24 protein-coding genes and 1 pseudogene are annotated in these 23,707 nt (G+C 42.2%); 10 read left to right on the plus strand and 15 right to left on the minus strand.

Annotated elements, in window-relative coordinates; genetic code table 11:
- Nucleotides 1-128: 128 nt before the first annotated feature.
- From IOC57_RS11045 to IOC57_RS11055, 3 genes and pseudogenes are all read left to right on the plus strand, one after another.
- On the plus strand, nucleotides 129-488 hold the full coding sequence (locus IOC57_RS11045) for a DUF6359 domain-containing protein (protein ID WP_286184765.1): 360 nt from the start codon (nucleotides 129-131) through the stop codon (nucleotides 486-488).
- Nucleotides 446-1,126, plus strand: a pseudogene (locus tag IOC57_RS11050) (endonuclease I family protein); the annotation flags it as partial. The gene IOC57_RS11045 and the pseudogene IOC57_RS11050, both read left to right, overlap by 43 nt.
- Nucleotides 1,127-1,439: 313 nt before the next feature.
- The gene (locus IOC57_RS11055) at nucleotides 1,440-2,807 is read left to right on the plus strand and encodes an amino acid permease (protein ID WP_207438768.1); all 1,368 of its coding nucleotides are present in this window, start codon (nucleotides 1,440-1,442) and stop codon (nucleotides 2,805-2,807) included.
- 41 nt (nucleotides 2,808-2,848) lie between these two features.
- On the opposite strand, the gene IOC57_RS11060 is transcribed toward IOC57_RS11055, so the two are convergent.
- Nucleotides 2,849-3,712, minus strand: a complete 864-nt coding sequence (locus IOC57_RS11060) for a DUF4349 domain-containing protein (RefSeq protein ID WP_207438769.1) — start codon at nucleotides 3,710-3,712, stop codon at nucleotides 2,849-2,851.
- 141 nt (nucleotides 3,713-3,853) lie between these two features.
- On the opposite strand from IOC57_RS11060, the gene IOC57_RS11065 reads away from it, so the two are divergent.
- Nucleotides 3,854-4,312: a TspO/MBR family protein gene (locus IOC57_RS11065; protein ID WP_207438770.1), complete on the plus strand. Its 459-nt coding sequence runs from the start codon at nucleotides 3,854-3,856 to the stop codon at nucleotides 4,310-4,312.
- Nucleotides 4,313-4,665: 353 nt separating this feature from the next.
- Here IOC57_RS11065 and IOC57_RS11070 read toward each other — a convergent pair whose 3' ends face one another.
- From IOC57_RS11070 to IOC57_RS11080, 3 genes are all read right to left on the minus strand, one after another.
- Nucleotides 4,666-5,124: a DinB family protein gene (locus tag IOC57_RS11070; protein ID WP_207438771.1), complete on the minus strand. Its 459-nt coding sequence runs from the start codon at nucleotides 5,122-5,124 to the stop codon at nucleotides 4,666-4,668.
- Between the two features lie 15 nt (nucleotides 5,125-5,139).
- Complete coding sequence (locus IOC57_RS11075; protein WP_207438772.1) at nucleotides 5,140-5,991, minus strand: GNAT family N-acetyltransferase; 852 nt, start codon at nucleotides 5,989-5,991, stop codon at nucleotides 5,140-5,142.
- 413 nt (nucleotides 5,992-6,404) lie between these two features.
- Nucleotides 6,405-6,569: a YvrJ family protein gene (locus tag IOC57_RS11080; RefSeq protein ID WP_081088496.1), complete on the minus strand. Its 165-nt coding sequence runs from the start codon at nucleotides 6,567-6,569 to the stop codon at nucleotides 6,405-6,407.
- 156 nt (nucleotides 6,570-6,725) lie between these two features.
- Here IOC57_RS11080 and IOC57_RS11085 point away from each other — a divergent pair, with 156 nt between their 5' ends.
- Nucleotides 6,726-7,349 (plus strand): sigma-70 family RNA polymerase sigma factor, encoded by a 624-nt coding sequence (locus IOC57_RS11085; RefSeq protein WP_207438773.1) that lies wholly within the window; start codon nucleotides 6,726-6,728, stop codon nucleotides 7,347-7,349.
- Entirely contained in the window at nucleotides 7,342-7,560 is a 219-nt protein-coding gene (locus IOC57_RS11090; RefSeq protein ID WP_309487694.1) for a hypothetical protein, read from the plus strand. The genes IOC57_RS11085 and IOC57_RS11090 overlap by 8 nt, the downstream gene beginning before the upstream one ends.
- Nucleotides 7,561-7,613: 53 nt before the next feature.
- Here IOC57_RS11090 and IOC57_RS11095 read toward each other — a convergent pair whose 3' ends face one another.
- The 3 genes from IOC57_RS11095 to IOC57_RS11105 all read right to left on the minus strand — a co-directional run bounded on the left by IOC57_RS11095 (nucleotide 7,614) and on the right by IOC57_RS11105 (nucleotide 11,693).
- Nucleotides 7,614-9,983 (minus strand): penicillin acylase family protein, encoded by a 2,370-nt coding sequence (locus tag IOC57_RS11095; protein ID WP_207438774.1) that lies wholly within the window; start codon nucleotides 9,981-9,983, stop codon nucleotides 7,614-7,616.
- Nucleotides 9,984-10,220: 237 nt separating this feature from the next.
- Nucleotides 10,221-10,658: a hypothetical protein gene (locus tag IOC57_RS11100; protein ID WP_207438775.1), complete on the minus strand. Its 438-nt coding sequence runs from the start codon at nucleotides 10,656-10,658 to the stop codon at nucleotides 10,221-10,223.
- 171 nt (nucleotides 10,659-10,829) lie between these two features.
- Nucleotides 10,830-11,693, minus strand: coding sequence for an STAS domain-containing protein (locus tag IOC57_RS11105; RefSeq protein ID WP_207438776.1), 864 nt, complete (start codon nucleotides 11,691-11,693; stop codon nucleotides 10,830-10,832).
- Between the two features lie 144 nt (nucleotides 11,694-11,837).
- Here IOC57_RS11105 and IOC57_RS11110 point away from each other — a divergent pair, with 144 nt between their 5' ends.
- Complete coding sequence (locus tag IOC57_RS11110) at nucleotides 11,838-11,984, plus strand: hypothetical protein (RefSeq protein ID WP_207438777.1); 147 nt, start codon at nucleotides 11,838-11,840, stop codon at nucleotides 11,982-11,984.
- 106 nt (nucleotides 11,985-12,090) lie between these two features.
- Here the strand turns inward: IOC57_RS11110 and IOC57_RS11115 are convergent, their stop codons facing one another.
- From IOC57_RS11115 to IOC57_RS11130, 4 genes are all read right to left on the minus strand, one after another.
- The gene (locus IOC57_RS11115) at nucleotides 12,091-12,420 is read right to left on the minus strand and encodes a hypothetical protein (RefSeq protein ID WP_207438778.1); all 330 of its coding nucleotides are present in this window, start codon (nucleotides 12,418-12,420) and stop codon (nucleotides 12,091-12,093) included.
- Between the two features lie 98 nt (nucleotides 12,421-12,518).
- Nucleotides 12,519-13,712: an MFS transporter gene (locus IOC57_RS11120; RefSeq protein ID WP_207438779.1), complete on the minus strand. Its 1,194-nt coding sequence runs from the start codon at nucleotides 13,710-13,712 to the stop codon at nucleotides 12,519-12,521.
- A gap of 149 nt (nucleotides 13,713-13,861) precedes the next feature.
- Nucleotides 13,862-15,184: an APC family permease gene (locus IOC57_RS11125; RefSeq protein ID WP_207438780.1), complete on the minus strand. Its 1,323-nt coding sequence runs from the start codon at nucleotides 15,182-15,184 to the stop codon at nucleotides 13,862-13,864.
- Nucleotides 15,185-15,560: 376 nt separating this feature from the next.
- Entirely contained in the window at nucleotides 15,561-16,388 is an 828-nt protein-coding gene (locus IOC57_RS11130; RefSeq protein ID WP_286184752.1) for an undecaprenyl-diphosphate phosphatase, read from the minus strand.
- 153 nt (nucleotides 16,389-16,541) lie between these two features.
- On the opposite strand from IOC57_RS11130, the gene IOC57_RS11135 reads away from it, so the two are divergent.
- The gene (locus IOC57_RS11135; protein ID WP_207438781.1) at nucleotides 16,542-17,285 is read left to right on the plus strand and encodes a glycerophosphodiester phosphodiesterase; all 744 of its coding nucleotides are present in this window, start codon (nucleotides 16,542-16,544) and stop codon (nucleotides 17,283-17,285) included.
- A gap of 60 nt (nucleotides 17,286-17,345) precedes the next feature.
- Here IOC57_RS11135 and IOC57_RS11140 read toward each other — a convergent pair whose 3' ends face one another.
- Entirely contained in the window at nucleotides 17,346-17,549 is a 204-nt protein-coding gene (locus IOC57_RS11140) for an alpha/beta-type small acid-soluble spore protein (protein ID WP_057278019.1), read from the minus strand.
- A 166-nt stretch (nucleotides 17,550-17,715) separates the two neighbouring features.
- Here IOC57_RS11140 and IOC57_RS11145 point away from each other — a divergent pair, with 166 nt between their 5' ends.
- Together IOC57_RS11145 and IOC57_RS11150 are read left to right on the plus strand one after the other, a co-directional pair.
- On the plus strand, nucleotides 17,716-19,002 hold the full coding sequence (locus IOC57_RS11145; protein ID WP_207438782.1) for a glycoside hydrolase family 18 protein: 1,287 nt from the start codon (nucleotides 17,716-17,718) through the stop codon (nucleotides 19,000-19,002).
- 250 nt (nucleotides 19,003-19,252) lie between these two features.
- Entirely contained in the window at nucleotides 19,253-20,245 is a 993-nt protein-coding gene (locus tag IOC57_RS11150; RefSeq protein ID WP_207438783.1) for an ion channel, read from the plus strand.
- Here IOC57_RS11150 and IOC57_RS11155 read toward each other — a convergent pair.
- The 3 genes from IOC57_RS11155 to IOC57_RS11165 form a co-directional block, all read right to left on the minus strand.
- On the minus strand, nucleotides 20,242-20,646 hold the full coding sequence (locus IOC57_RS11155) for a YugN-like family protein (RefSeq protein WP_207438784.1): 405 nt from the start codon (nucleotides 20,644-20,646) through the stop codon (nucleotides 20,242-20,244). The two genes, IOC57_RS11150 and IOC57_RS11155, sit on opposite strands and share 4 nt — an antisense overlap.
- A gap of 225 nt (nucleotides 20,647-20,871) precedes the next feature.
- Nucleotides 20,872-22,218 (minus strand): glucose-6-phosphate isomerase, encoded by a 1,347-nt coding sequence (locus IOC57_RS11160; RefSeq protein WP_207438785.1) that lies wholly within the window; start codon nucleotides 22,216-22,218, stop codon nucleotides 20,872-20,874.
- Nucleotides 22,219-22,365: 147 nt separating this feature from the next.
- Entirely contained in the window at nucleotides 22,366-23,529 is a 1,164-nt protein-coding gene (locus IOC57_RS11165; protein WP_207438786.1) for an iron-containing alcohol dehydrogenase, read from the minus strand.
- Nucleotides 23,530-23,707: the final 178 nt, after the last annotated feature.

Raw genomic sequence — 23,707 nt, forward strand, 5'->3', positions numbered from 1 at the left:
TGTCCATTTTACTCGTGCTTCCTTTCTTTATTCCCACTCTTTTCATTACCCCATCACTAGCCGTGGCTGGCGATGGCAGCTTGTCATCTCCTTACTCCGTTTCCCAAGCCATTGTGAATCAAGATAGCATGATTAAAACGGTTAGTGGATATGTGACGGGACAGCCCACAACAGCCAATACCGTCATCACGAACAGCTTTTCGAATGATTATGCCATAGTATTGGCAGACAGCTCTTCGAAAACAAACATTTCCAGTATGGTATATGTTCAGGTTCCATCCTCCTTCCGCTCTGAATTCGGGTTAAAAACACATCCTTCCTTGAAAGGAAAAAAAGTCACCGTAACCGGTACACTGAATGCGTATTTCACCCATCCAGGCTTGAAAGATGTATCTGCCATGTTTTCAGGGAGTGATTCACCAGAACCGGAGACACCGGGGGTGGCTCCTACTATGATTCAGCCATTGGAAAATCAGGGTCTTCGCTAAAGAATGCCCTCCATGAAATCATCGATGACCATTCGGAAATATCGTATTCTAATGTCTGGGCAGCTTTACGAAAAACCGATGAGGGCCCGAATAACACCAATAATGTCATTCTTCTTTATACAGGGCGTTCTCAAGGAAAAACGATGAACGAATCTGGTTTTAATGGTTGGAATCGTGAGCATGTATGGGCGAAATCACATGGTGATTTTGGTACCACTTTAGGACCCGGCACCGACCTGCATCACCTTCGGCCGACCGATGCTTCTGTCAACAGTACAAGAAACAACCTGGACTTTGATAATGGAGGTTCTGAACATACCGAAGCGATAGGAAATTACTATGACTCCGATTCGTGGGAGCCTCGCGATAGTGTCAAAGGTGATGTCGCCCGGATGCTTTTTTATATGGCGATTCGTTATGAGGGTGATGCTGGGGAAGTGGATTTAGAGTTAAATAATCAAGTGAACAATGGTACCGCCCCTTATCATGGTAAATTGGCTGTCTTACTTGAATGGAATGAACAGAATCCAGTAGATGTCTTCGAGCGTAATCGAAATGAGATCATTTATAATCAATATCAGCATAATCGTAACCCTTTCATAGACCATCCTGAATGGGCCCCCGCCATCTGGCGATGATAAAACGAAAAAGCCGTTTTTACGGGAGCAGCTTTTTCATCATTCAAAAGTCTAAATTTTTAGAAAAATCACATAATTATACTTTATTTAAATAGCATTACAATACATTTTGGAAGATTAACATTTGATCAAAACAGATGGGATCTCTTCAATAGTAAGCGTTTTCATTTTTTTCTTTACATTCTTCCTATTAAAATATATTATTTAGTTGTAATATTATGTGAAAAATCAATAAATAATATGTATTCTCCTCTACTAGTGATAAAATGCTAGATAGAGAAAATTAAACTCCAACATAGAAAAGGGGAAAATTATGCAAAACTCCAAAGAATCTCAACTACATAGAGGTTTGGAAGAAAGACATATCGCATTAATGTCTCTTGGCGCAGCCATTGGAGTCGGTTTATTTCTCGGCTCGGCATCTGCGATAAAATTAGCCGGCCCAGCCATCATTATTTCCTACGCCATTGGCGGACTTATGATCTACCTTATCATGCGTGCACTAGGGGAAATGGCGATAAAAAATCCAGTCGCAGGCTCTTTCAGCCGCTATGCGAGAGAATTTGTCAGTCCTCTTGCCGGATATATAACCGGTTGGAATTACTGGTTCGTCTGGATTGCCACCTGTATGGCTGAAATTACGGCAGTGGGAATCTATATGCAATTTTGGTACCCTGATACTCCGCAATGGGCTTGGGCGTTAGCCGCACTTGCCGTCATGACAACAATTAACTTTCTTGCTGTAAAAGCTTACGGTGAATTGGAGTTTTGGTTCGCCCTAATTAAAATCATTACGATCATCCTTATGATCGTCCTTGGCTTCGGAATGATCATCTTTGGTCTGGGGAACGGCGGAATCGCGATCGGTTTCGGCAACCTTGTTGAACATGGAGGATTTTTCCCTAATGGGATTTCCGGTGTCATCCTATCGTTCCAAATGGTCATGTTCGCCTATTTGGGAATTGAAATGCTTGGAGTAACCGCAGGTGAAGTTAAAAATCCTGAGAAATCTTTAAAAAGAGCCATCGATACCGTTTTTTACCGGATTTTACTTTTTTACGTTTTAGCACTGACTGTCATTTTATCGATCACTCCATGGGATGAAATGAATGGAGAAAACAGTCCCTTCGTTATGATGTTTGATAAAATCGGTATACCAGGTGCAGCAGGGATCATTCAGTTTGTCGTACTGACAGCAGCCCTTTCATCTTGTAACAGCGGGATCTTCAGTACAGGAAGAATGCTATTCAACCTAGCGCAGCAAGGTGAATCACCAAAAAGTTTCGAACGTACAACAAAGTCAGGCGTTCCTGGCGTTGCCATAATCGTTTCGGCTGTCGTGCTTCTTTTCGGCGTTTACCTTAACTACATGGAAGCCGATAAAGTCTTCACCTACGTCACAAGTGTCGCTACATTCGGTGCACTCTGGACATGGGGAACCATACTTGTCACACAGATTATGTCTAGACGGAAAATGAGTCAGGGAGAAAAACAAGGCTTGTCTTACAAGATGCCTCTTTTCCCATTCACTTCTTATTTCACTTTAGCCTTTTTAGTATTCGTAATGGTAGTACTCGGTTTTTCAGCAGATACAAGAATCGCTCTAATCGTTGGTCCGATTTGGATTATACTATTGGTAGTCCTGTATTATGTGACCGGCTTGCATAAACGGAATAAATAAATGTCAGAGGGTGCGCTAATTGGCACCCTCTATTTCTGCCTTCACCTTTTATCCCTTCTTTTGATCGCCCAATGGACCAATGCACAAGCTCCCCCTAATATAATGAGGATAGGCAAGTTGCCTATTATAAAGACAATGATTCCCGAACCCGCTTTAAGTAATAGATTCGCACTCGTTGCAAGTTGTTTCTTGGTTCTCTCCCATGTATTCAATTCCTTATTATCAATGCCCGGCACAACTATCCGGTCCTGTGATAACGTGATGGTAACCGTTGAATATGAGGTCTGGTTTTCAAGGTATTTCATTTGCCCGGTCAACTGCTCTATTTCTTCTTGCACCACGGCAAGATCGGATGATATTTTCAGCAAATCTTCCGTCTTCTCAGCATCCTTCATGAATGCAAGCAGCCTTTCCTCCACTGCCCTCTTTGACTTCCACCTTGCTTTTAAATCCACATATTGCTCCGTTACATCCTGTCCTGTTACGTTCCTTCCGACCACTTTTGAAGCTTCTCCCTCGCTATCGGCTAGAAAATCCTGAAAATGGGCTTCAGGGACCCGAACAGTGATCGTCCCTTCCACCCGTTCTTCATCTTCCCTGTATACATTGGACTCGACAACATATCCGCCATATTCATCCACCTTATTTTCAATCTTCATTTGTGCCTTTTCAAGGTTCTTCACCTTCAACTCCAGCTGGGCTTGATGGATGACCTTTCTTTCATCCGTCATCCCTTCTTTTTCCGCTACTTCTTCCTGCACTTCATTCCCGGAATTTGAAGCGTCCATTTTACTGTCCGCCTTTTCATCCTGTCCTTTAGATGCTGAATCATCCTTTTCATTACTGCTGCATCCAGCAAGTAAAAAGAACAAACTGAACATAAGCATCAGTATTTTACGGTTCATCGGTATTCCCCCTTTTCTTAATAGTACCGACGTAAAGTTTGGCAGAAAGTTACACTGCCTTATTAAAGGAATGTTTTATTTTCAGATGAAAAGGTAAAGGTATAAGAACAGCCAAATTATGAAGAAAGAAGTGTATCCAGTATGGACTACGGAAAATTAGCTAAAAGTGTATTGGTGCCAGTGGTAGGAGGGTCACTTGTGGGGATATTCGCCACAAGGAAATCAAAAGAAATTTATGGAAAACTCAAGAAATCTGCTTTTGCTCCTCCTTCCTGGACTTTTCCCGTTGCTTGGACAAGCCTTTATACGATTATGGGAATAGCGAAATATCGCATTGCATCCAAAGAAAAAGAATCGAAGTCCGCTGATCTTCTCTACGATACTCAACTAGGATTGAATTTCTTATGGTCTTTTTTATTCTTCAAATGGGGCTTGCGCGGAACCGCCTTTATTGAAATGGCTGCACTGCTGACATTGATTACATTAACGGCATTCGAGTTTTATAAAATAGACCGTACATCAGGTTTAGCGATGATTCCCTATATCGCATGGGTCACTTTTGCATTAGGGTTGAACTTTTCCATCTTCATAAACAATTAATCACAAAAAAGGAAGCACCCCTATACTAAGGAGCGCTCAGAATGTAGACAAACTGGATGAAAATCGAGTTTGTCTACATTTTTTTGGCTTGTACAATTTGGGCGTTGATTGGAACGGAAGGCACCCGCTTTCCGCTGGCGGTCCGGGGAGCCTCCTCCCTTTGACGCGCTTTTCCTGCAGGAGTCTCGAACACCCGCTCCAATCAACTTTGTTTTACCTTTAATAATCGAGTACGTTTTTTCCTCCGTTGTTCAAACATATAAATAATCCCCCCTATAAATATTTCGATTTTTCAATTCAAAACAAAAAAACTGGTAAAGCAAGTCGCATTACCAGTTTTAAAAGCATAAAGCCTATAAATCCCGATCTATTAAACTCGCGGATACCGGTTCGATGCCCATCTCCCTCGACCAGATGGACAGCTGGCCTATATGGTGAATTTCGTGCGCTATCAGATGGCGCAGTATTCTGCCTTTTTCGTATGTACCCTCCATCCAAGATGGCTGAATCATCGCATTCTCATCATCAATGGAATGCGAGTTCAAATAGTCCATGACCTCAGAGTGATAACGGTTAGATAAATCCTCCACTTCTTCGATCGTATCATGAGCGTCCAAATCTATCGCGACATCAGACTTCCCTTGTATGGCCCTGATCCAGCTGCATTCGACATCAATAATATGGGCGAGTGTCTTCAATATATTGCCCATCCCTCCTGTGCGCTGCCGTTTCAGCTCCTCACTCGGTAAGGACCTGCACCACTTGATCCACTCATTTCGCACCTGCCAGTTATAATTGAATAATGTCAACATCCATCCCACCCCCTACTACTCAATGTCGTTGAGGCATCCTTTAGCACGCCCCCCTTTGTATTGATAATAATCTTGTCTTTGAATGGTTTTGAATCCACAAGATTCATAGAGTCTTAAAGCATGCCGATTAGTCGCCTCGACCTCGAGAAAAATATCATATCCGAGCTGGCTTTGTTCCGCTACAACCTTTTTCAATGCCTTTCTGCCAATCCCTTTTCCCTGATATTTTGGCAAAATCGAAAAACCATAAATCCACGCTTCCCGTCCTGAGTGATCAACACGGATCTTACCGACCGCGCGGCCATCCTTTTCAATCATCATGGTTTTCAGAGTATCCTCATATAGGATGCGCTGATAATAATCTATCGCCTCTTGTTTCGTAAATCGGAAACATTGAATATCCAGCTGAATTTCCGTTTCCTCATCATCTTTCCGTGAAGGGCGAACGACTGCATCACCATAATCATCAAGCTCCGTTTCGGACCATTTCATTTGAAATTCAGAAAAAGCAGTCTCACATGGGAGCTGTTCCAAAAACGCTGTCCCTGAATCGGATAGGGCAGGTGAGTTCAAGAGAATCAACTTATAGTTGCGCTCCATGGCACTCCTTATAGCCTCTTCCAGCAGCTTTGTAAAAATGCCTTGCCTCCGGTAATCAGGATGAACCATCCCGCACATCTCCACTTTGTTTCCAAAATCGTAAAGACCAAGAAAACCAACAAGTTTTAAACCGTCATAGTGAAGAAAGTCATTCTTATTCACACCGTTTCGACTGCGAAGCGTTTCCCAGTTCAATTTTAAAGTAAAACCTTCCCGTTCACATTCTTGCTGTAAGATCCGAATATCTTCTAGCTGTTTATCCTTCAAATTCGCCACCCCTTTTCCATAGTATCAGTTTATTACCAAAAAATAAGAAAAGCAGCACCCTATAACTCGGATGCCGCATAACATTCATAAGTTTATTAATGAACGTTGTTTTTTTAAAAGTATTTTCACTTTAAAACATAAAACTAAAATCGTACGAGGGGAGGATTTCCTATCTAATTACATTGACGGATGAATTATAGTAGTAAAATGATTCCAAATGACGATTATTTTTTACCTATTTTATGATATATTCCAAATAATGGTTTATTATTATTTTATTTGAGTTTAAGGGAGGGATTTAACAGAGCCTTGATTTTCAGAAAGTACCCAATTCTTTATACCCGAATTCCGGACCCTGTTTAGAATAGAATCCGAAATTCGGTGTTTAACACCTGGCACATTGCGTCCTGAGGTTATCGTTTTTTCGTTTTATGAGCGGACTTTTTTAAGTTCTCTACGTCCGTTGTCAGTTCTTTTAATTGTTTACCGAAGCGGAAGAGCAAAAACATAGAAACGACGAATGGATAGCCAAATTCGCTAACTAATGAAACCCACATAGTAGCATCCTCAATCATCATCCTCTTCACCCCTTTTCTTGTATCTGATATCTAAAGTGAAACTTGTTCAAGAAAATCAATCTAGCACTATTGATTTATGGAAAAAAGAACGAATGTTCCTATATAATTGATTTATTCCCCTTGTCTTTCACTTTATTAATTAAAGGAGGGATAACAATGAACCAATTAACTTCTCATTTTTTTTCTCATTCATTGGAGTTTCTGCAGCAACAGTACTCATCTTTCTTTGAACAACCGATCATTCAAGTATTTTTACAGAACCCAGAGCATTTAAAGATTTTCACTGAAACTCTTGATTCCCCTTCCTCCCACAACATTTGTCATCTCAACGAGACTTTCAAAATTTTCTATTACCGGGCTAAAGTATACAAATACATGTGCTCCTTAATTTACTTTTTCTCTGTTGATTTTGATAAAAGGGCACGGAAGCAACGGGAACGCTATCGAATGGTACTTGATGCGACACCAAGGGATACTGGCGGACTGATCGATCGAATCGGCACATTGGACGTTCAACTTGAAAAGATGGGGGAAACGAATGAACTCGCTTCACACTTAAGTGATGAAGAGATGATAAAAGCCTTGAAGAAGTTAACAGCCAAACAAAACCTGGTGCTGACCATGATCTTTTCCTACAGCCTATCCAACAAGGAAATTGCTGCCTATTTCCATGAGTCGCCACAGAATATCTCAAGCATCCGTAAACAAGCTCTAAAAAAACTTCGAAAGCACTATATGGATGAGGTATATATTAGAAAGGAGAAAAGCCATTGTGGATAAAAAACTGTCAAAAGCAGAATTGATGGATCTAATCGACTCTTTGAATCCTAAAATAAAGAAATCATTAAAAAACACGAGCTATCAAGATCGGAATGATCTGGAGCAAGAAATCAAACTCAAGATCATTGAATCATATGAAAAGATCGCAGCAATCGAGGCCCCTAATTTTGAGGAGTTCCTTACAGAATTCCTTATTAAGCAAAAGCAATGAAAAAGTACCAAGTCCAGGGCAAGGATGCTGGACTTGGTACTTTTTTCTGAATATCAGTATGATGGTTTCAATGTCAGCTTATCACCTTTTGGATCGTCCAATGTAGTTTTGTGATAAGTACCTGCTGCCCAATCATCAAGCTGATCTTGGTACCACTCACTTTTAACGTTACCTGATTGACCCGGGCCAACGAGGTGATATCCTTGATTCATGTCGGCTAGGTCGATGACAAATCTCCAGGATCCACCATGATTAACGGTTCCATCATCTAGAAATGCCGCCGCCTGTACGGTGACACTGCTACCGCCTACCGGCATTCCGCCACCGCTGTTAAATAAATAATTTAAGGGAGCGACACTTGATAGCGGGTGATTAAACCTGACCTGGTGAAAGTCTCCCCATTCCCAATCAACTATATCGTCACCCTGTGATTCTTCAAGTTCCGTTAACGTCTCTTGTAACGACTTGGCAAGCACCTGCTCAAGGCCGCCTGCTTCTTCAATCCAAGGACCCGCCTTACCGTCCAGTGCCCGCCTTAGTAGTTCATCAACGGCCGAGCGCCTTCCATTAAAGAGGTTGAGGGTTTCCTCCGGTATTTCCTCTTTAAGCAGAACATCGCCTATTTTTCGCATCCAGACATTAAAAATCATCGGTGCCGCTTCATCTACGGAATCGATATGATTCCATTTCTTCAGAATCGTTAGTGCCTGGTCTTCCCGTTTCCCGGATGGACCTTTCAATACATCAATGAATGGAGGAACAAACTCCTTAGCTTGCAAATTCACTTTATCCATCTGCAGGCTTTGCATATCCTCGGCCGTAAGCTTTTTATTGGCTTTTAAAAACTCCTGTATCCGCATCTGACGGTACGGCTGAGCCCAGTTATTGCTGATGTGGTAAGGATAATCATCAGAGATGACTTTATTATTCGCTGTCGAAATGAATCCCTCTTCCGGATTCACCGTTTTCGGAAGTTCATCATAGGGAATATAGCCTTTCCACTCAAATTCATCCGTCCAACCAGGTACGGGCAGCATACTATCGCCTTTTTTCCGGATTGGGATTTTCCCATTCGCCTTATAGGCAATGGTCCCATCGACTGAGGCAAAGACGAAATTCTGTGCCGGCGTTTCGAATTTCAAGAGGGCCTTTTCGAATTCTTTCCAGCTTCCCGCTTTATTCATATTCAGTACCGCTTCAAGCTCGGCAGATGGATCAAGTGCTGTCCACCTTAATGCAAGCACGGTCTCTTTTCCGCTTTTCCCGGCAAACTCGGAGACAACAGGTCCATGTCGGGTGACCGTCACTTGATAGTCTAGTGTTTTACCATCCTTAACCTTGATGGGTTCGTCGAGGATTTCAGCTTTTTCCCAGTTACCTTTGTAGGAGAATTCCTTCTCGTTTTCCGGGTTTCTCCTCTCAATATACAGATCCTGAACATCCGGACCGGTATTGGTCACACCCCAAGCGACCTTTTCGTTATGCCCTAGTATGATTCCCGGAATCCCGGCAAAAATCACTCCGCTCACATTGACCGACGGAGCCTCCAAATGCATTTGATACCAAACGGATGGTGTAGCTAATCCCAGATGGGGATCATCCGCCAATAACGGCTGTCCGGAATCCGTTTTCTTGCCTGAAACGACCCAGTTATTGCTGCCGTTGAATTCATAAGGAATAACGGCGCCGGCAAAACTTTTTTCAATATCCAGTTCTTCCTTACTGATGATATATGGGGCGCTCTTTGGATAACTAGGAAATAAATCAAAGGCTTTTTCCTTTGGGAACGTTTGCAGCAAATACTGCCTAAACGCCTGATCTTCCCAGTTCCCTCCTAAATCAAAGGCCATATATTTACCGATGGTCAGCGAATCGACGGGTGTCCAAGGCTCTGGTTCGTATCCAAGCAGAGTGAACTCCGCCGGCCATTTCCCATTCTCCTTCAATTCACCGATATAAAGATTTACCCCCTCGGCAAACCTATCCAAGGCATCTTTCCCGTCACTGGTGTATGCTGCATAAGAGGCTTCAGCCGCCCGCCTCAGCCCAAGTGTGCGGAAATACTTATCATTTTTGACGGTTTTCTCACCAATCACTTCACTCAATCTTCCTGACGCCTGACGCCTGCTTAAATCCATTTGAAACAAACGGTCCTGTGCTTGGATATACCCTTGGGCTAAATACAAATCATGTTCATTCGCTGCATGGATATGCGGGACCCCACTTGAATCCCTCACCACCGTAACCGGTTTCAAAAGACCTGGAAGCGATATTTCCCCCTTTGTTTCCGGCAAGGATCTTGAAAGAAATACATTTGCAGCTATCAAGACAGACAGCAAAAGAATAATCAGGATTCCAAAAGTCCATAGAGCACGCTTTCTCCACTTCCGTTTTGGCTTTTGCTGAGGTACGGCAACTTCCATCGATTCATCTTCCTCTCCCCTTAAAACTCTCTTTCTCTTTCTATATTAAGATATTCCGCGTTTCTCCCCATCTTTCCTACCAACTTCCTTACATTCTCTCTTTTTATTTCAAGAAGGAAAAAAGGTGGAAGGACGGATTATCACGCACAAGCCCGAATTATTACCGCGTAAATGCTTCGATGAACATGACATCAAATGCAAAAACACCGATACAATGTATCGATGTGACAGGGGATGCTAGCTATTTGCAATAATGTATTCAATCACTTCATCTGCATCGTCTGTATAAAAGAGGGCTTTATCAAAGTCATGGGCTGCCTTCGTCTCGGCTTCCATGTATTCAACTAAGGAGAGGAGACCAAAGAGCCTCTTCCATTTATGAGTTTTCTCCAGAAGTTTTCTTTCCTTTTTTATATCCTCTGGTATGAATTCATTAATGATAAAACATGGGTCGGAAAATGAAGGGTCCTGAAAACGTTCGTTCAAGGCTCGCAATTTATCCCGATCCCATTCCACCCTTACCAAGTCCGATATGACCGATACATTTTGGACCGAGTCGAGGATGCGTTTGGACAAAACATCATATTCTTCATCCTCCAGCCCATTATCCGTCATGATTCCTACACAATACCATTTTTCGTTATGATCAAGTTCCTCATTTTTCTTAAAAAACACCCTTCATCCACCTTCCTTACACGTTTACATGTCCCAATAATTTAAATGAAAATCAACATGTCCGCCCACGTTATTTCACTATAACATGGAGAAATATCGATGCATAAAATATGAAGCTGCGAATGTTAGACTGACCTAGAAAAAAAGGTACCCTGAAAAAGGATACCTCCATCATACTGGCTGAAGAGCCAGCCCTTTTTGTTTAAACAGATATTCCAGGGCCTGTCTGAACGATAGAAAGGCTTTTACCTGATTTGAAAAATCAAGGTTGACGATCTCTTTCACGACATCAGGGGTAAAACCGACAAACATCGTTTCCGTTCCCATCAGCGCCAATGCCCCCACTAATTGATCCAACAGGGAGAGCATATCGCTTTCCTTCGTAAAGGTAATACCCGAAAAATCCATGATCAATACTTCCGCATGCAGGTCTGCACATTTTTGCAGTACCGTCGATTGCATCGACTCCATTCTCCAATCGTCAATGCGTCCAATCAATGGTAAGAGCAGCACATCCTTTAATACGGTCTGAACAATCGGGGTGGACAATTCTTCCATGACTTCTTGGTTTTCTTTTATCTTCTGCAAAGAATCATTTGCCATTTTCGCCATTTCTTTATAATGATTCACGTAACTGATACTCACACAGTGTATGAACTGGTCCAGGATTGCATCAATTATCGAGCTTGCCTTTAGCAGAATTTCAATGGAGTAATAGCGATTGCTTACCTCTTCTTCAATGAAACTCCAGAAAAGGTTACGCACAAGCTGTGCTTCCTCAATATTCTTATCTAAAGGAATGCCCATATCCACGATGCGCTTACCTATTTCCATACCCGTTATTTTCATACTTTCCATCGCTTGTGCCTTTCCATGAATCAAGGCATCTGCATGAATTTGAATAAGCTTTGACCGTACCTCTTTACTGGTTTCAAAATCATACAGCGGTTCCTCTTCTTCAAACAACTCGATATGCTCCACTAAGATATATTTAAATTTTTCAATTTTTTCACCGATCATCCTTAATTCTTCCATATGGACCTCCCATACAGGGCTTTTATCATATTTTATCAAAAAATGAATGGTTAATGATATAAAATCCTTCTATTACCAATATGATAATAGACGTTTACCTTTTCAATATAAGGGTATTATGATATATGACTTGGAGGGATTACCATGAAAAAAGATCAACAACAAGACTTCGAATCTGAAAACATGAGCGATTTAGTCGAACTCATAAACAGTAAAAATAACAGCCGCAGAATCTTGGATGTACTTCGGCGCAATAAAAAGGATAAAAGTAAAAGCAAAGATAAAAAATGAAAAAACCCAGTCCAAAACGGCCTGGGTTTTTTCATGGATAAAATAAAAGAGCTGAGTTTGTTTATTAAGCAAACTCAGCTCTTTCGCCATTAAATATTGATTGCCACTACCTTTTTCTCCGAATTTCCTTCACATGGTTCCCTTCAGTAGTAATATAGACTGTTTCATCAATTTTGTATGTTAAATATCGGTCACAATCAATTTCCAACGTTTTCCCATTACTGAATTTCATTGCGCAATTGGATCCCTCTTCGGTTTCCGTCACATCAATGACTTCGTTCGTCTTAAAACCGACTGCCTTGCCATCGGAGAAATGAGGATAGTATTTTTCAACAATCTCCACCTTTTCCACTCTGCCCGGGCTTGTTAAGTATACAACGAATAATATAATTAAAACGGCTATTAACCCAATGAGAATTCCTGCTTTTCGTTTCACTCTATCTATTACCCTCTTCTCTTATCAATCTATTATTCAATCTCCATTTTCACTAGATTATATTCAGGATTCCGGAAAACATGATAGAAAAGATCATTTTATTTAACGTTTTTCCCTTTTTCCACCATCATCGCACAAGCGGCAGCCAGGAGGATGAGAATGGATACTGCCGAGATGACCCCTCCCCAGCCGAACTTCATCAGGAATAAACCGCCTGATGCCCCCACTACACTTGATCCCGCATAGTAAAATAGGAGATATAATGCGGATGCTTGAGCCTTTTCACGCTTATGAGCTAACCTTCCGACCCAGCTGCTCGCAATTGAATGGGCTCCAAAAAAGCCAAATGTAAACAAGGCAAGCCCCATTATTTTCAGCAAAAGCGGATCCAATAAGGTTATAAGGGCGCCCATCAGCATGATTGCGATTCCGATAAGAAGTACAGGTCCCCGACTATATTGATCGGCAAGCTTACCCATCCATGTAGAACTAAATGTCCCCACAAGATAGATAATGAAAATGAAGCCAATCAATGTCTGCGATAAATGATATGGCGGTCCCATTAATGGTATACCCACAAAGTTATAAACGGTAACAAACGAACCCATTAATAGGAAGGCCATACCGAATAAGAGTACTAGTCTGCCATTCCTAAAGTTATTGATGAGGGAGGTTTTGATTCTCGGCAATGAGACTCCTACGCGGACGGTATGCTGTGAAGCCGGAAGCATCCACCAAAAAGCCAGACTGATGATCAAACTTAAAGCCCCAAGGCTTCCAATCGCTATGTTCCATGAGAAATGGTCGGTCAGCACCCCGACAATCAGCCTGCCAGCCAATCCGCCGATACTCGAACCACTCACATAGATCCCCATCACATAACCCAGGCTTTTCGGATGAAATTCTTCATTGATATAAGCCATCGCAATGGCCGGGAAACCTGCAAGCACCGCTCCTTGAATCGCCCGTATGGCGATAAGGATGTATAAATCATCCTGAATGAAACTTACACATATGGATAACAATGCAGACAGAGTGAGCGCCGTCCCCATTATTTTTTTCCTATCGATATTTTCTGAGAAAAAGGAAACAAGCAATAAGCAGATGGCAAGCGTTCCAGTTGCGAAAGATAATGTAAGACTTGCCATTGCAGGAGAGACTCCGAATTGCTTTGCGAAAACCGGAATGACCGGTTGGGTACTATACAGATCCGCAAACGTTACAAAGCTACCAAGAAATAAAGCCAAGATTGTTTTCCTGAATGATTTACCAGCAGGCTCGATATAATTCACTTTTGTTCAGACCCTTCACTATTTAACTTTCCCCCTATGTTAATACGAACTTCCCAAGTTGTCTATTTCGCCACTTTTGTCCAAAGGTAAGTTTTGTTCCAGCAATTTTTTTAAAAAACCCTTCACTGCATGCAGTGAAGGGTTTTTCATTAATATGAACGTTTATCATCCAGCTCACTTTTTTTAAGGAGCCAGTATACTGGCATCCCTATAATGAGAATGATCAGCGAGTACAAGGCATTTAAAGGTGTATCGATTAACGTGCTCACAACAATGTATATTGCGCCGGCAATCGCGACAATGGGGATGAATGGGTAAAACGGCACTTTGTAAGTTTTCGCATCCGGATCTTTTCTGCGTAAGATGAAAACCGCAAAGAAGGCCAATCCATAAAAACAGAAGACAGAGAATACAGCCATATTGGTAAGTTTGTCAGGGTCTGTTGCAACCATCATGATGATTGCAATGATCACTTGCAATATCGTCGCATTTACTGGCGTTTTAAACTTAGGCGATATTTTCCCGATTTGTTTATGGCCTGGCATCATTTTATCAGTCGCCATCGCCAAGGTAATGCGCGGAAAGGTCAGAAGCTTTCCGTTCAAGCAACCGAAGATTGAAATCGCTATTCCGATTGAAATCAATTTTCCACCCAGTTCACCGAATAGCATCGTGGCAGCAACATTCGCTGCATTCGTACCATGGGCTATGACTCCCTCCGCCCCCAATACATGAAGCATGGCAAGGTTCACAGCCAAGTAAGCGACCATGACCACGACTAATCCCGTAATGATCGCTCGCGGCAACGTTTTCTGCGGGTTTTTCATTTCCCCTGCCATGAAGCCGACATTCATCCAGCCATCATACGCCCAGAGTGTAGCCAAAATCGCACCAGCCATACTGATTTTCATTGAACTTTCACTATTGATATTGAAAACAGGCATATCACCTTGCGCGATACCGAAAACCGCTATGAAAATGATGGGGATCAATTTAGCAACGGTCGATAAGGTTTGGATGATACCTCCGTATTTTGTCCCCAGAAGATTCATGCCTGCTATAAATACGATCGTAAGAACCCCTATCGCCAAAGTGTAGCCTGAAGGGATATTAAATATTCCTGCAACTAATAACCCGAAGTATAAACTGAGTGCCCCCATGACTGCAGGCCCATATACCAATGTCTGGACCCAGCCGCATAGGAATCCCCATGCTTTCCCGTACACTTCTTCCATATAAACATATAAACCTCCCGTTTTAGGAATCCGTGTACTCACTTCAGCAATCGTCAACCCGCTTGCAAGGGTAATCAGACCGCCAATCAGCCAAGCTAATAAGGCCATGGTTGAATTTCCGCTTAATTCAAGCACGTCACCTGGTCTCATGAAAATTCCAGAACCGATAACTGTACCAACTACAATAGATGTCCCAACCCAAAAGCCAATCGTTTTCTTCAATTGGTCATTTCCCATGTTGTCCTCCCCAGGTGTACACATGTACTTTATTTATACTAAAATTATATCATATAAATTATTCGAGAATAGTTTATGTAATCATCTGAATATTTAAATAACCACTCGAACACGTTGGTATCACTACGCTCATGAAGCTTTATTACATTTATATTTTTTTTACTAATTATGTCTGAAATCACACTTAAAACCGAATGTTTTTTTATCATATAAAGAATAATTGATATTTTACTCTGAAATAACGAATTAAAAACCACAAAAAATAATTATCTTTCGTTATGATTTTTTTCGTAATCTTACTTTTTTTTCGGACACAAAAAAAAACCACCCCTAACCCACGGGGTGGTCCCTCACCTCTTTCAAGCTTCATTTCGTATTACCAAATAATGAATAGAAGCACAACCGCCAAGACAATCCGGTAAATGGCAAAAGGAGTCAATTTAACTTTATTGATTAAAATCAGGAAAAAGCGGATACAGAATAGTGCAAAGATAAATGCACTGATGAAACCTGCAATAAAGAATGGCAGAACTTCAGGTGTGAAGAACTCCCAGTATTTAACAATTTTCAACAAACTGGCACCAGCCATGATCGGCACTGCCATGATGAACGTGAAATCGGAAGCAGCCCGATAGCTCATTCCCAAAAGCACTCCACCTGAAATGGTCGAGCCTGAACGCGAGAATCCTGGCCACAGTGACAAACATTGAATCAACCCTACACCGAAAGCTTGTTTATAAGTGATTTGGTCAACCGTTTCTGCAGTCAGCTTCGGACGGAATTTATCCGCAGCAATCATCAGAAATGCACCCAAGAACAATCCGACGATAACCGTCTTCATCGTAAATAAATGATCATCAATGTAATCTTCGAATAATAGACCTAAAACGCCAGCAGGTAACAATCCGACAAAGATCTGCAATAGGTTAAGCTTTGGGCCGTTCACAGCGGATGTGCCTTTCAGCTTCCTTAAACCAAGCAAGTCCATGAATCGTCCCCAGAACAGCACGACAACCGCGAGTATCGAACCAAGCTGGATGACTACCTTAAAGGCATTCGCCACTTCACTCCCGAAAAGCTCAGTTGATTTCAGCCATAAATCATCGACGATAATCATATGCCCCGTAGACGATACAGGAGCAAATTCAGTTAATCCTTCTACAAGACCAAGGATAACGGCAACAAAAATTTCCCACATATTCATTTTATTCACCTCATAATTCGAACACCTATTTATGGAAATATCATATGTATTTTACTCGTTGTTTAAAATATTGTCTATTAAACATTGCTGAAACAATTCAAGCGTACATGTATGATAGGGTTCAAGATAAAGTTTATAGGGGAAGTGATGATTTTGCAAAACATACTGATTTTCGCCCATAGAGGGTCCAAGGGGACGCATCCTGAAAACACCATGGCGGCATTTCAAAAGGCTGCCGAAATCGGGGCCGAGGGGATCGAGTTCGATGTTCATCTCAGTTCTGATGGGGAATTGGTCATCATCCATGACGAAACACTCGATCGAACGACCACCCTTACTGGTTATGTAAAAGATCATTCGTCACAAAGACTGAAATCGGCTGATGCCGGGAGCAAGTTTTCCAAGGAATTCCTTGGTGAACGGATTCCTTTTTTAATGGATGTTTTCGACTGGGCTAAGGGAAATGCTTTATTGATGAATATCGAAATCAAAACCGATAAACTCGCTTACGAAGGAATCGAACAGAAGATCATCGATTTAATTCGTCAGTATCAAATGGAAACTCGGGTGATCCTCTCTTCTTTCAACCATCAATCCATTGAAAAAGTGAAGATGCTTGCACCGGACCTTGAACGTGCATTATTGTTCGAGGGGCTTCCTGAAAACTTCGAAGAAATCTTACGGGATAAAAAGGAAGCAGGTTTCCATCCAGATAAAAACAGCCTGACTCCAGCAGTTCATGAAAAAGCGAAAGAACTTGGATATAAAATCCGGCCTTGGGTCGCCAATGAAGAAGCCGATATCGTCAAGTTGGCAGAGTTGGGAGTCGATGTTATCATGACCGATTTTCCTGAAAAGGCAATCAAGATTTTAAAAGCTTGGCAGGCAACTAGCTGAACAATGCGAAAGAGAAGGAGCGAAGCTCCTTCTCTTTCTAATCCATTTTTATTCAGTTAATTAACGAGAGTATCCGCCTAATTGTTGCTCAGCCATTTGCACTAAACGTTTTGTGATTTCCCCACCAACAGATCCGTTAGCGCGGGAAGTAGTGTCAGCACCTAGGTTTACACCAAATTCACTAGCGATTTCATTCTTCATTTGTTGTAGAGCTTGCTCTGCACCAGCTACTACTAGTTGATTGCTGTTATTGTTGTTTGCCATGTGTTTTCACCTCCTACTAATATTAATTAGCATTTTAGGCTTAAATTATTATTGCCAATTTATTGAATTTTTTCGTTTGGGGTTTCTCTCAATCCTAAGCTCTTTATCATGAATTTCTTTTTATGTTCATAAACTGTTAGGAAACTTTCAGTAGGAGGGAAACGAATTGCAAATTCATGTGGTTAGGCCAGGCCAGACGTTATATGGCATCGCCCAAACGTACAGCGTAACCGTTGACAGGCTAGTGGAAACAAATAAGATCCCTAACCCAAATAATCTTGTTTCGGGTCAGGCCCTTGTCATTCCAATCGTCGGCAGTTATTACTTCGTTCAACCGGGTGATAGTCTTTATTCCATTTCCCAAAGGGTTGATGTCCCTTTTCAAGAATTGGCAAAAATAAATGGTATTCCCGAAAACCAAATCTTATCCCCTGGATACCGGCTCTATATTCCGGCACGTAAGAAAAGGACAGCCGAATTCAACGGTTATGTCGAGCCGCGGGGTACGACGGTTGCTCCGGCCCTTGTAACGGCTGCCAGGGAGGCTGCGCCCTATTTAACCTACTTAGCCCCATTCAGCTTCCAGGCGCTTCGTGACGGCTCCTTAAAAGAGCCTTTGCTCAATGACTTTCCTGCCATCGCCAGAGAAAATAAAAATGTCCTGATGATGGTGATTACGAATCAGGAAAATGACCAATTCAGCGATGAGCTCGGGCACATCATCTTAACGAATACTTCCGTTCAGAATAAGTTCCTGAACAATATCGTTGCAACGGCAAAGAAATATGGATTCCGGGATATCCACTTTGACTTTGAGTTTTTAAGGCCAGCCGATAAAGAAGCCTATAATCAATTTCTACGAAAAGCAAAGGAACGATTCAAGAAAGAGGGATGGTTCATTTCCACGGCACTTGCCCCTAAAACAAGTGCTGAGCAAAAAGGCCGTTGGTATGAGGCACATGACTATAAAGCACATGGTGAAATCGTCGACTTCGTTATCATCATGACTTATGAATGGGGATATAGCGGAGGACCGGCAATGGCTGTGTCTCCTATTGGCCCTGTTCGGGATGTTCTCGAATATGCCGTCACCGAAATCCCCTCCAACAAGATCCTGATGGGGCAGAATCTATATGGCTATGATTGGACCCTTCCTTTTGTACAGGGATCAACTGCCAAGGCCGTGAGCCCGCAGCAGGCCATCCAGATTGCAGCGGCCAATAATGTTTCCATCGAGTATGATGAAACCGCACAGGCCCCGCACTTCAACTATACAGATATAGAAGATAGGCAGCATGAGGTGTGGTTTGAGGATGCCAGATCCATTCAGGCAAAATTCGATTTAATCAAAGAACTGAACCTAAGGGGTATGAGTTATTGGAAACTCGGCTTAGCCTTCCCTCAAAACTGGCTGCTCATCAGCGATAATTTTAACGTACGGAGAAGGGTCTAAGAAAAGATTGAGGAATACCGAAACGCAAACGGGCATATAATCAATTATCGAGCATGAAGTCCAGTTCAGGATACGTGACTCAGCACTAAAAGCCTTCCGACATCATCCGGAAGGCTTTTTATCATGTACATCGCATCGTACTTTCCAGGTAAGGTACCGATATTCTACTCAAAGTTTGTCTGTGGGAACCCTTATGAGCCAAGCCTTTTTTGACCATACTAAAAGGAACAGCTTAAGGGGTGAGAAAAACGTGATTCGAATCAGTCCATTCATCAGCACCGTACCCAGATTTCCGCGTTTCATCAGATTGCTTTCTATCATCGCATTATATTTACTCTCATTCGGGGTCTTGATTCACATTGTGGAGCCGGAGAGATTCCCTACTATACTTGATGGCATCTGGTGGGCAATCGTCACTATGTCAACGGTGGGTTACGGAGATTTCACTCCCGTTACAAATCTTGGAAAAGTCATTGGGATGGTCCTCATTTTGTCGGGAGCCGGTCTGATTACCTCTTATTTTGCATACATTGCTAAAATTTCCATTTCCAATGAACAGCAATTTTTAACAGGAAAGAAAGTATTCGGCGGAGGCGGTCATATTATCATTGTAGGCTGGAATGGCCGGTCTAAGAGAATCATCCAAAACATTCATGATCACAAACATCAGCAATCCATTGTCCTTATAGATGATACGCTGCAAAAGCACCCGCTTCCAAGAACGAATATCCACTTTATCCAAGGAAAAGCTACATTGGATTCCGTTTTACAGAAAGCCAATATTAAACAAGCCATGCGCGTCCTTATTACGGCTGACCTTAAGCAAGACGAGCTGCAAACGGATATGTTCTCGATATTAACGTTACTGGCCGTCAAAGGGCTGAATCCTCATGTATATTGTCTTGTGGAAATATTAACGCATGAACAAAAGGAAAATGCTTTACGGGCTGGAGCGGACGGTATAGTGGAAACGAATAAATTTGCGAGTGAATATATGCAGGACTGCTTATCGAAGGGGATACTTGCGGAAGCTGAAGAGCAAAAAGAACCGGATGGATTGAACATCAAACAGCTGCCTATCCAGGATGACTGGGTTGATTTGACGTTTAAACAGTTGAACGTTAAACTATTCGATCAAGACATTTTATTGGTCGGCATCATTTCAGGGGGCAAGACATTAATCAAGCCCCCTGGAGATGTAATCATACATCAGGATGACACCTTGCTCATCATTGAAGATTAATGTAATAAAATCTTTTCCAAATCACGGACAAGCGTTTTTCCAAATGAAATATAGTTTTCCGGAAATTCGGCATCCGGATTTTCAGGCTCAGCAAACTGATTGAAGGAAGCGGAGAGGTTTCCGATATTTCCTTCATCGTCAATCCCGTCCTCGTACTTATGAGATAACAAAAACGGTTGTAAAAGTTCGACCATTACCCCATCCATATCGAGTGAACCATCAACAGCCTTGAAAGGGACTCGCAAGAATTGGTAGCCATCACTGTCATCAATCTTATAGTCAAAAGACCCGTGGTCATAATCCCATCCTCCGCCTATCACATAGCCTTCCGGTTTTAACTTCGTCTCCAGATCGAACAAACCAAACGTTTTCCCTTCCAACTGAGAAGAAATTTTAATCATTGTATAAAACCTCTTTCGCTAATTTTCTATTAGTTTAACCAAAGTGCCTTTAAAAAAACCTGGAATGTATCTATTGTCCCCTCGATTGGCAAAAGGAATTGGCCACTGCACCGTTTTCAAAGCCGCCCTTACGCTGTTTGTGAAAATTCCCTGATGGCACCACTTTAGCTTTCAACAAGAAAAAGGCATCAAGCAGGATGTTATCCCAGCTTGATGCCTTTTATATTATAAGCGCTGTTCGAGCTCCGCTTTTTTCTTTTCATATCCCGGCTTGCCTAAAAGAGCAAACATGTTCACCTTATAGGCTTCCACCCCAGGCTGATCGAACGGATTTACACCCAGTAAGTATCCGCTCATTGCACAGGCTTTCTCGAAGAAATACACAAGGTAGCCAAAAGTATATGCATCTTGCTGCGGAATCGATACGATCAGATTGGGAACACCACCGTCAGTATGGGCTAACAGTGTACCCTCAAATGCTTTATTATTCACGAATTGCACCGTTTCACCTGATAGGTAATTCAGGCCATCCAAGTCATTGGCCGCTTCTTCAATCAAGATTTCATGACGGGCCTTTTCCACTTTGATGACTGTTTCAAAAAGATCACGCCGCCCTTCCTGAACATACTGCCCTAATGAATGCAGGTCAGTCGAGAAGTTAGCCGATGAAGGGAATATCCCTTTTTGATCCTTCCCTTCACTTTCTCCAAATAATTGTTTCCACCATTCAGAGAAGTATTGAAGTCCTGGCTCATAGTTTATCAGCATTTCAATCGTTTTCCCTTTATTGTAAAGGATATTCCGAACCGCCGCATATTGGTATGCCTGATTCTCACCTAGCTCGGACGAACTGAAGTCCGCCCTAGCATGCTCGGCTCCCTCCATAATTTGATCGATATCCGCCCCGCTGACCGCAATCGGAAGCAACCCTACAGCCGTTAAGACCGAGTAACGTCCGCCAACATCATCAGGAATGACGAAAGTTTGGAAACCTTCCTCCGTTGCCACCGTTTTTAATGCGCCCTTTTCTTTATCAGTGGTGGCATAAATGCGGCCCTTGGCTTCTTCAACGCCGTATTTTTGTTCCAACAGTTTCCTGAAGATCCTGAAGGCCAGTGCAGGCTCCGTGGTCGTACCTGATTTAGAGATAACATTAATCGAGAAATCCCTATTTTCCAATAAGTCCATTACGTCCTGCATATATGTAGAGCTTATATTATTACCCACAAATATGATTTGCGGTGCATTTCTTTTATCCGAAGGTAAAATGTTATAAAAGCTATGTTGGAGCATCTCAACTGCTGCCCGTGCTCCCAGATATGATCCACCGATTCCGATAACCAGCAGTACTTCTGAATCTTCTTTTATTTTTGCGGCCGCTTTTTTGATTCTTGAGAACTCTTCTTTATCATAATTGGCAGGTAAATCAAGCCAGCCAAGATATTCATTGCCTGCCCCTGTCTGCTCATGCAGGGAATGGTGTGCCACTTTTACAGCATCCTGTAAATAGGTAATCTCATGCTCCCCGAAAAACGGCAGGGCTTTTGAATAATCGAAACGAATATGGGCCATTCAAATTCCTCCTTGAATTCTTTAGTCTCCCTTTCACTTTATCTGATGTAATTCTCATAATCAAGAAATCGATCAAGTAAATAACGAATTATGCATATAAAGTAATCTCCCACTTGGCATGGTGGGAGAACGGATCATATCAATTGATTATAATGAAGCCCGTAAAATGGCAAGGACATCTTCACGGTTCAGGACTTTGAACCGTCCAAATTCCCCTCTGCTCATCGCTTTATCGGCCATGACCTCCAATTGTGAATCATCGATGCCATAATCCGAAAGGTTGGTCGGCGCCCCTAAGCTGCTCCAAAATGACCTTAGTCTTTCTATGCCTTCAAGCGCAGTTTCCTCATCCGTTTTACCTTCCGGATCCACATGGAATACACGGACTGCAACTTGTTTAAAGCGTGCGGCATTTTCATGAAGAACATGCTTCATCCAATTTGGGAATAAGATGGCCAATCCTCCTGCATGGGGGATGTCATAAACAGCTGAAACGGCATGTTCAATATTATGCGTTGCCCAATCTCCGCTATAACCTACCCCCAGCGACCCATTCAAAGCCAGGTTTCCGGCATATAGGATAGTGGCCCGGTGCTCATAATCCTCCAGGTTTTCCAATAGTTTAGGTGCCGTTTCGATCACCGTCAATAACAGCGATTCACAAAAACGGTCTTGAAGCGGCGCATGCGTTTCGGGATGGAAGTATGTTTCGAAAACATGTGACATCATATCGACCATTCCGTATACCGTTTGGTCTTTTGGTACTGAAAAAGTATTTTCAGGATCCAAAATGGAGAATTGCGGAAATACCAATGGACTTCCCCATCCATATTTCTCTTTCGTTTCCCAGTTTGTTATGACAGATCCGGAATTCGCCTCAGAGCCGGTTGCAGCTAATGTCAGCACCGTTCCGAATGGAAGGGCCTCTTCGACTGGTGCCTTCTTAATGACAAGATCCCATGGATCCCCCTCATATTTAGCACCTGCAACGATGGCCTTCGTAGCATCAATAACGCTTCCTCCCCCAACAGCAAGTACAAAGTCGATGGCATGCTCTTTACAAAGATCAACGCCTTTTCTGACTGTTGAAATGCGTGGATTTGGTTCAACTCCGGAAAGTTCATGCACATCCGCATCGATATCTTTCAAGGCATTGACCACATCTTCATATAAGCCATTTTTCTTTATGCTTCCTCCGCCGTATACAAGTAAAACTTTATCGCCATACGCAGGAATTTCAGTTTTTAAGCTTTCAAGCTGATTTTTCCCGAAAATTACTTTAGTAGGATTTTTATAAGTGAAATTCTCCAATGATTATCTCTCCTTTAATGCCACATTGCCTGCGTTTGTGAAATTGTCCACAGTGCCAATGGCTAGTTTTTCTTTTATTCATTATGAACAATGTTCCATTTAAATACAAAGTATCCGCCCGGAACTTTTGTAGGGATGTATATTTACATGATGAAAAAGCATGATAAGTAACGAACTG

Origin of the sequence: Bacillus sp. SD075 (assembly GCF_017355165.1) — a bacterium.
In the GTDB taxonomy this organism is placed as follows: domain Bacteria; phylum Bacillota; class Bacilli; order Bacillales; family DSM-1321; genus Peribacillus.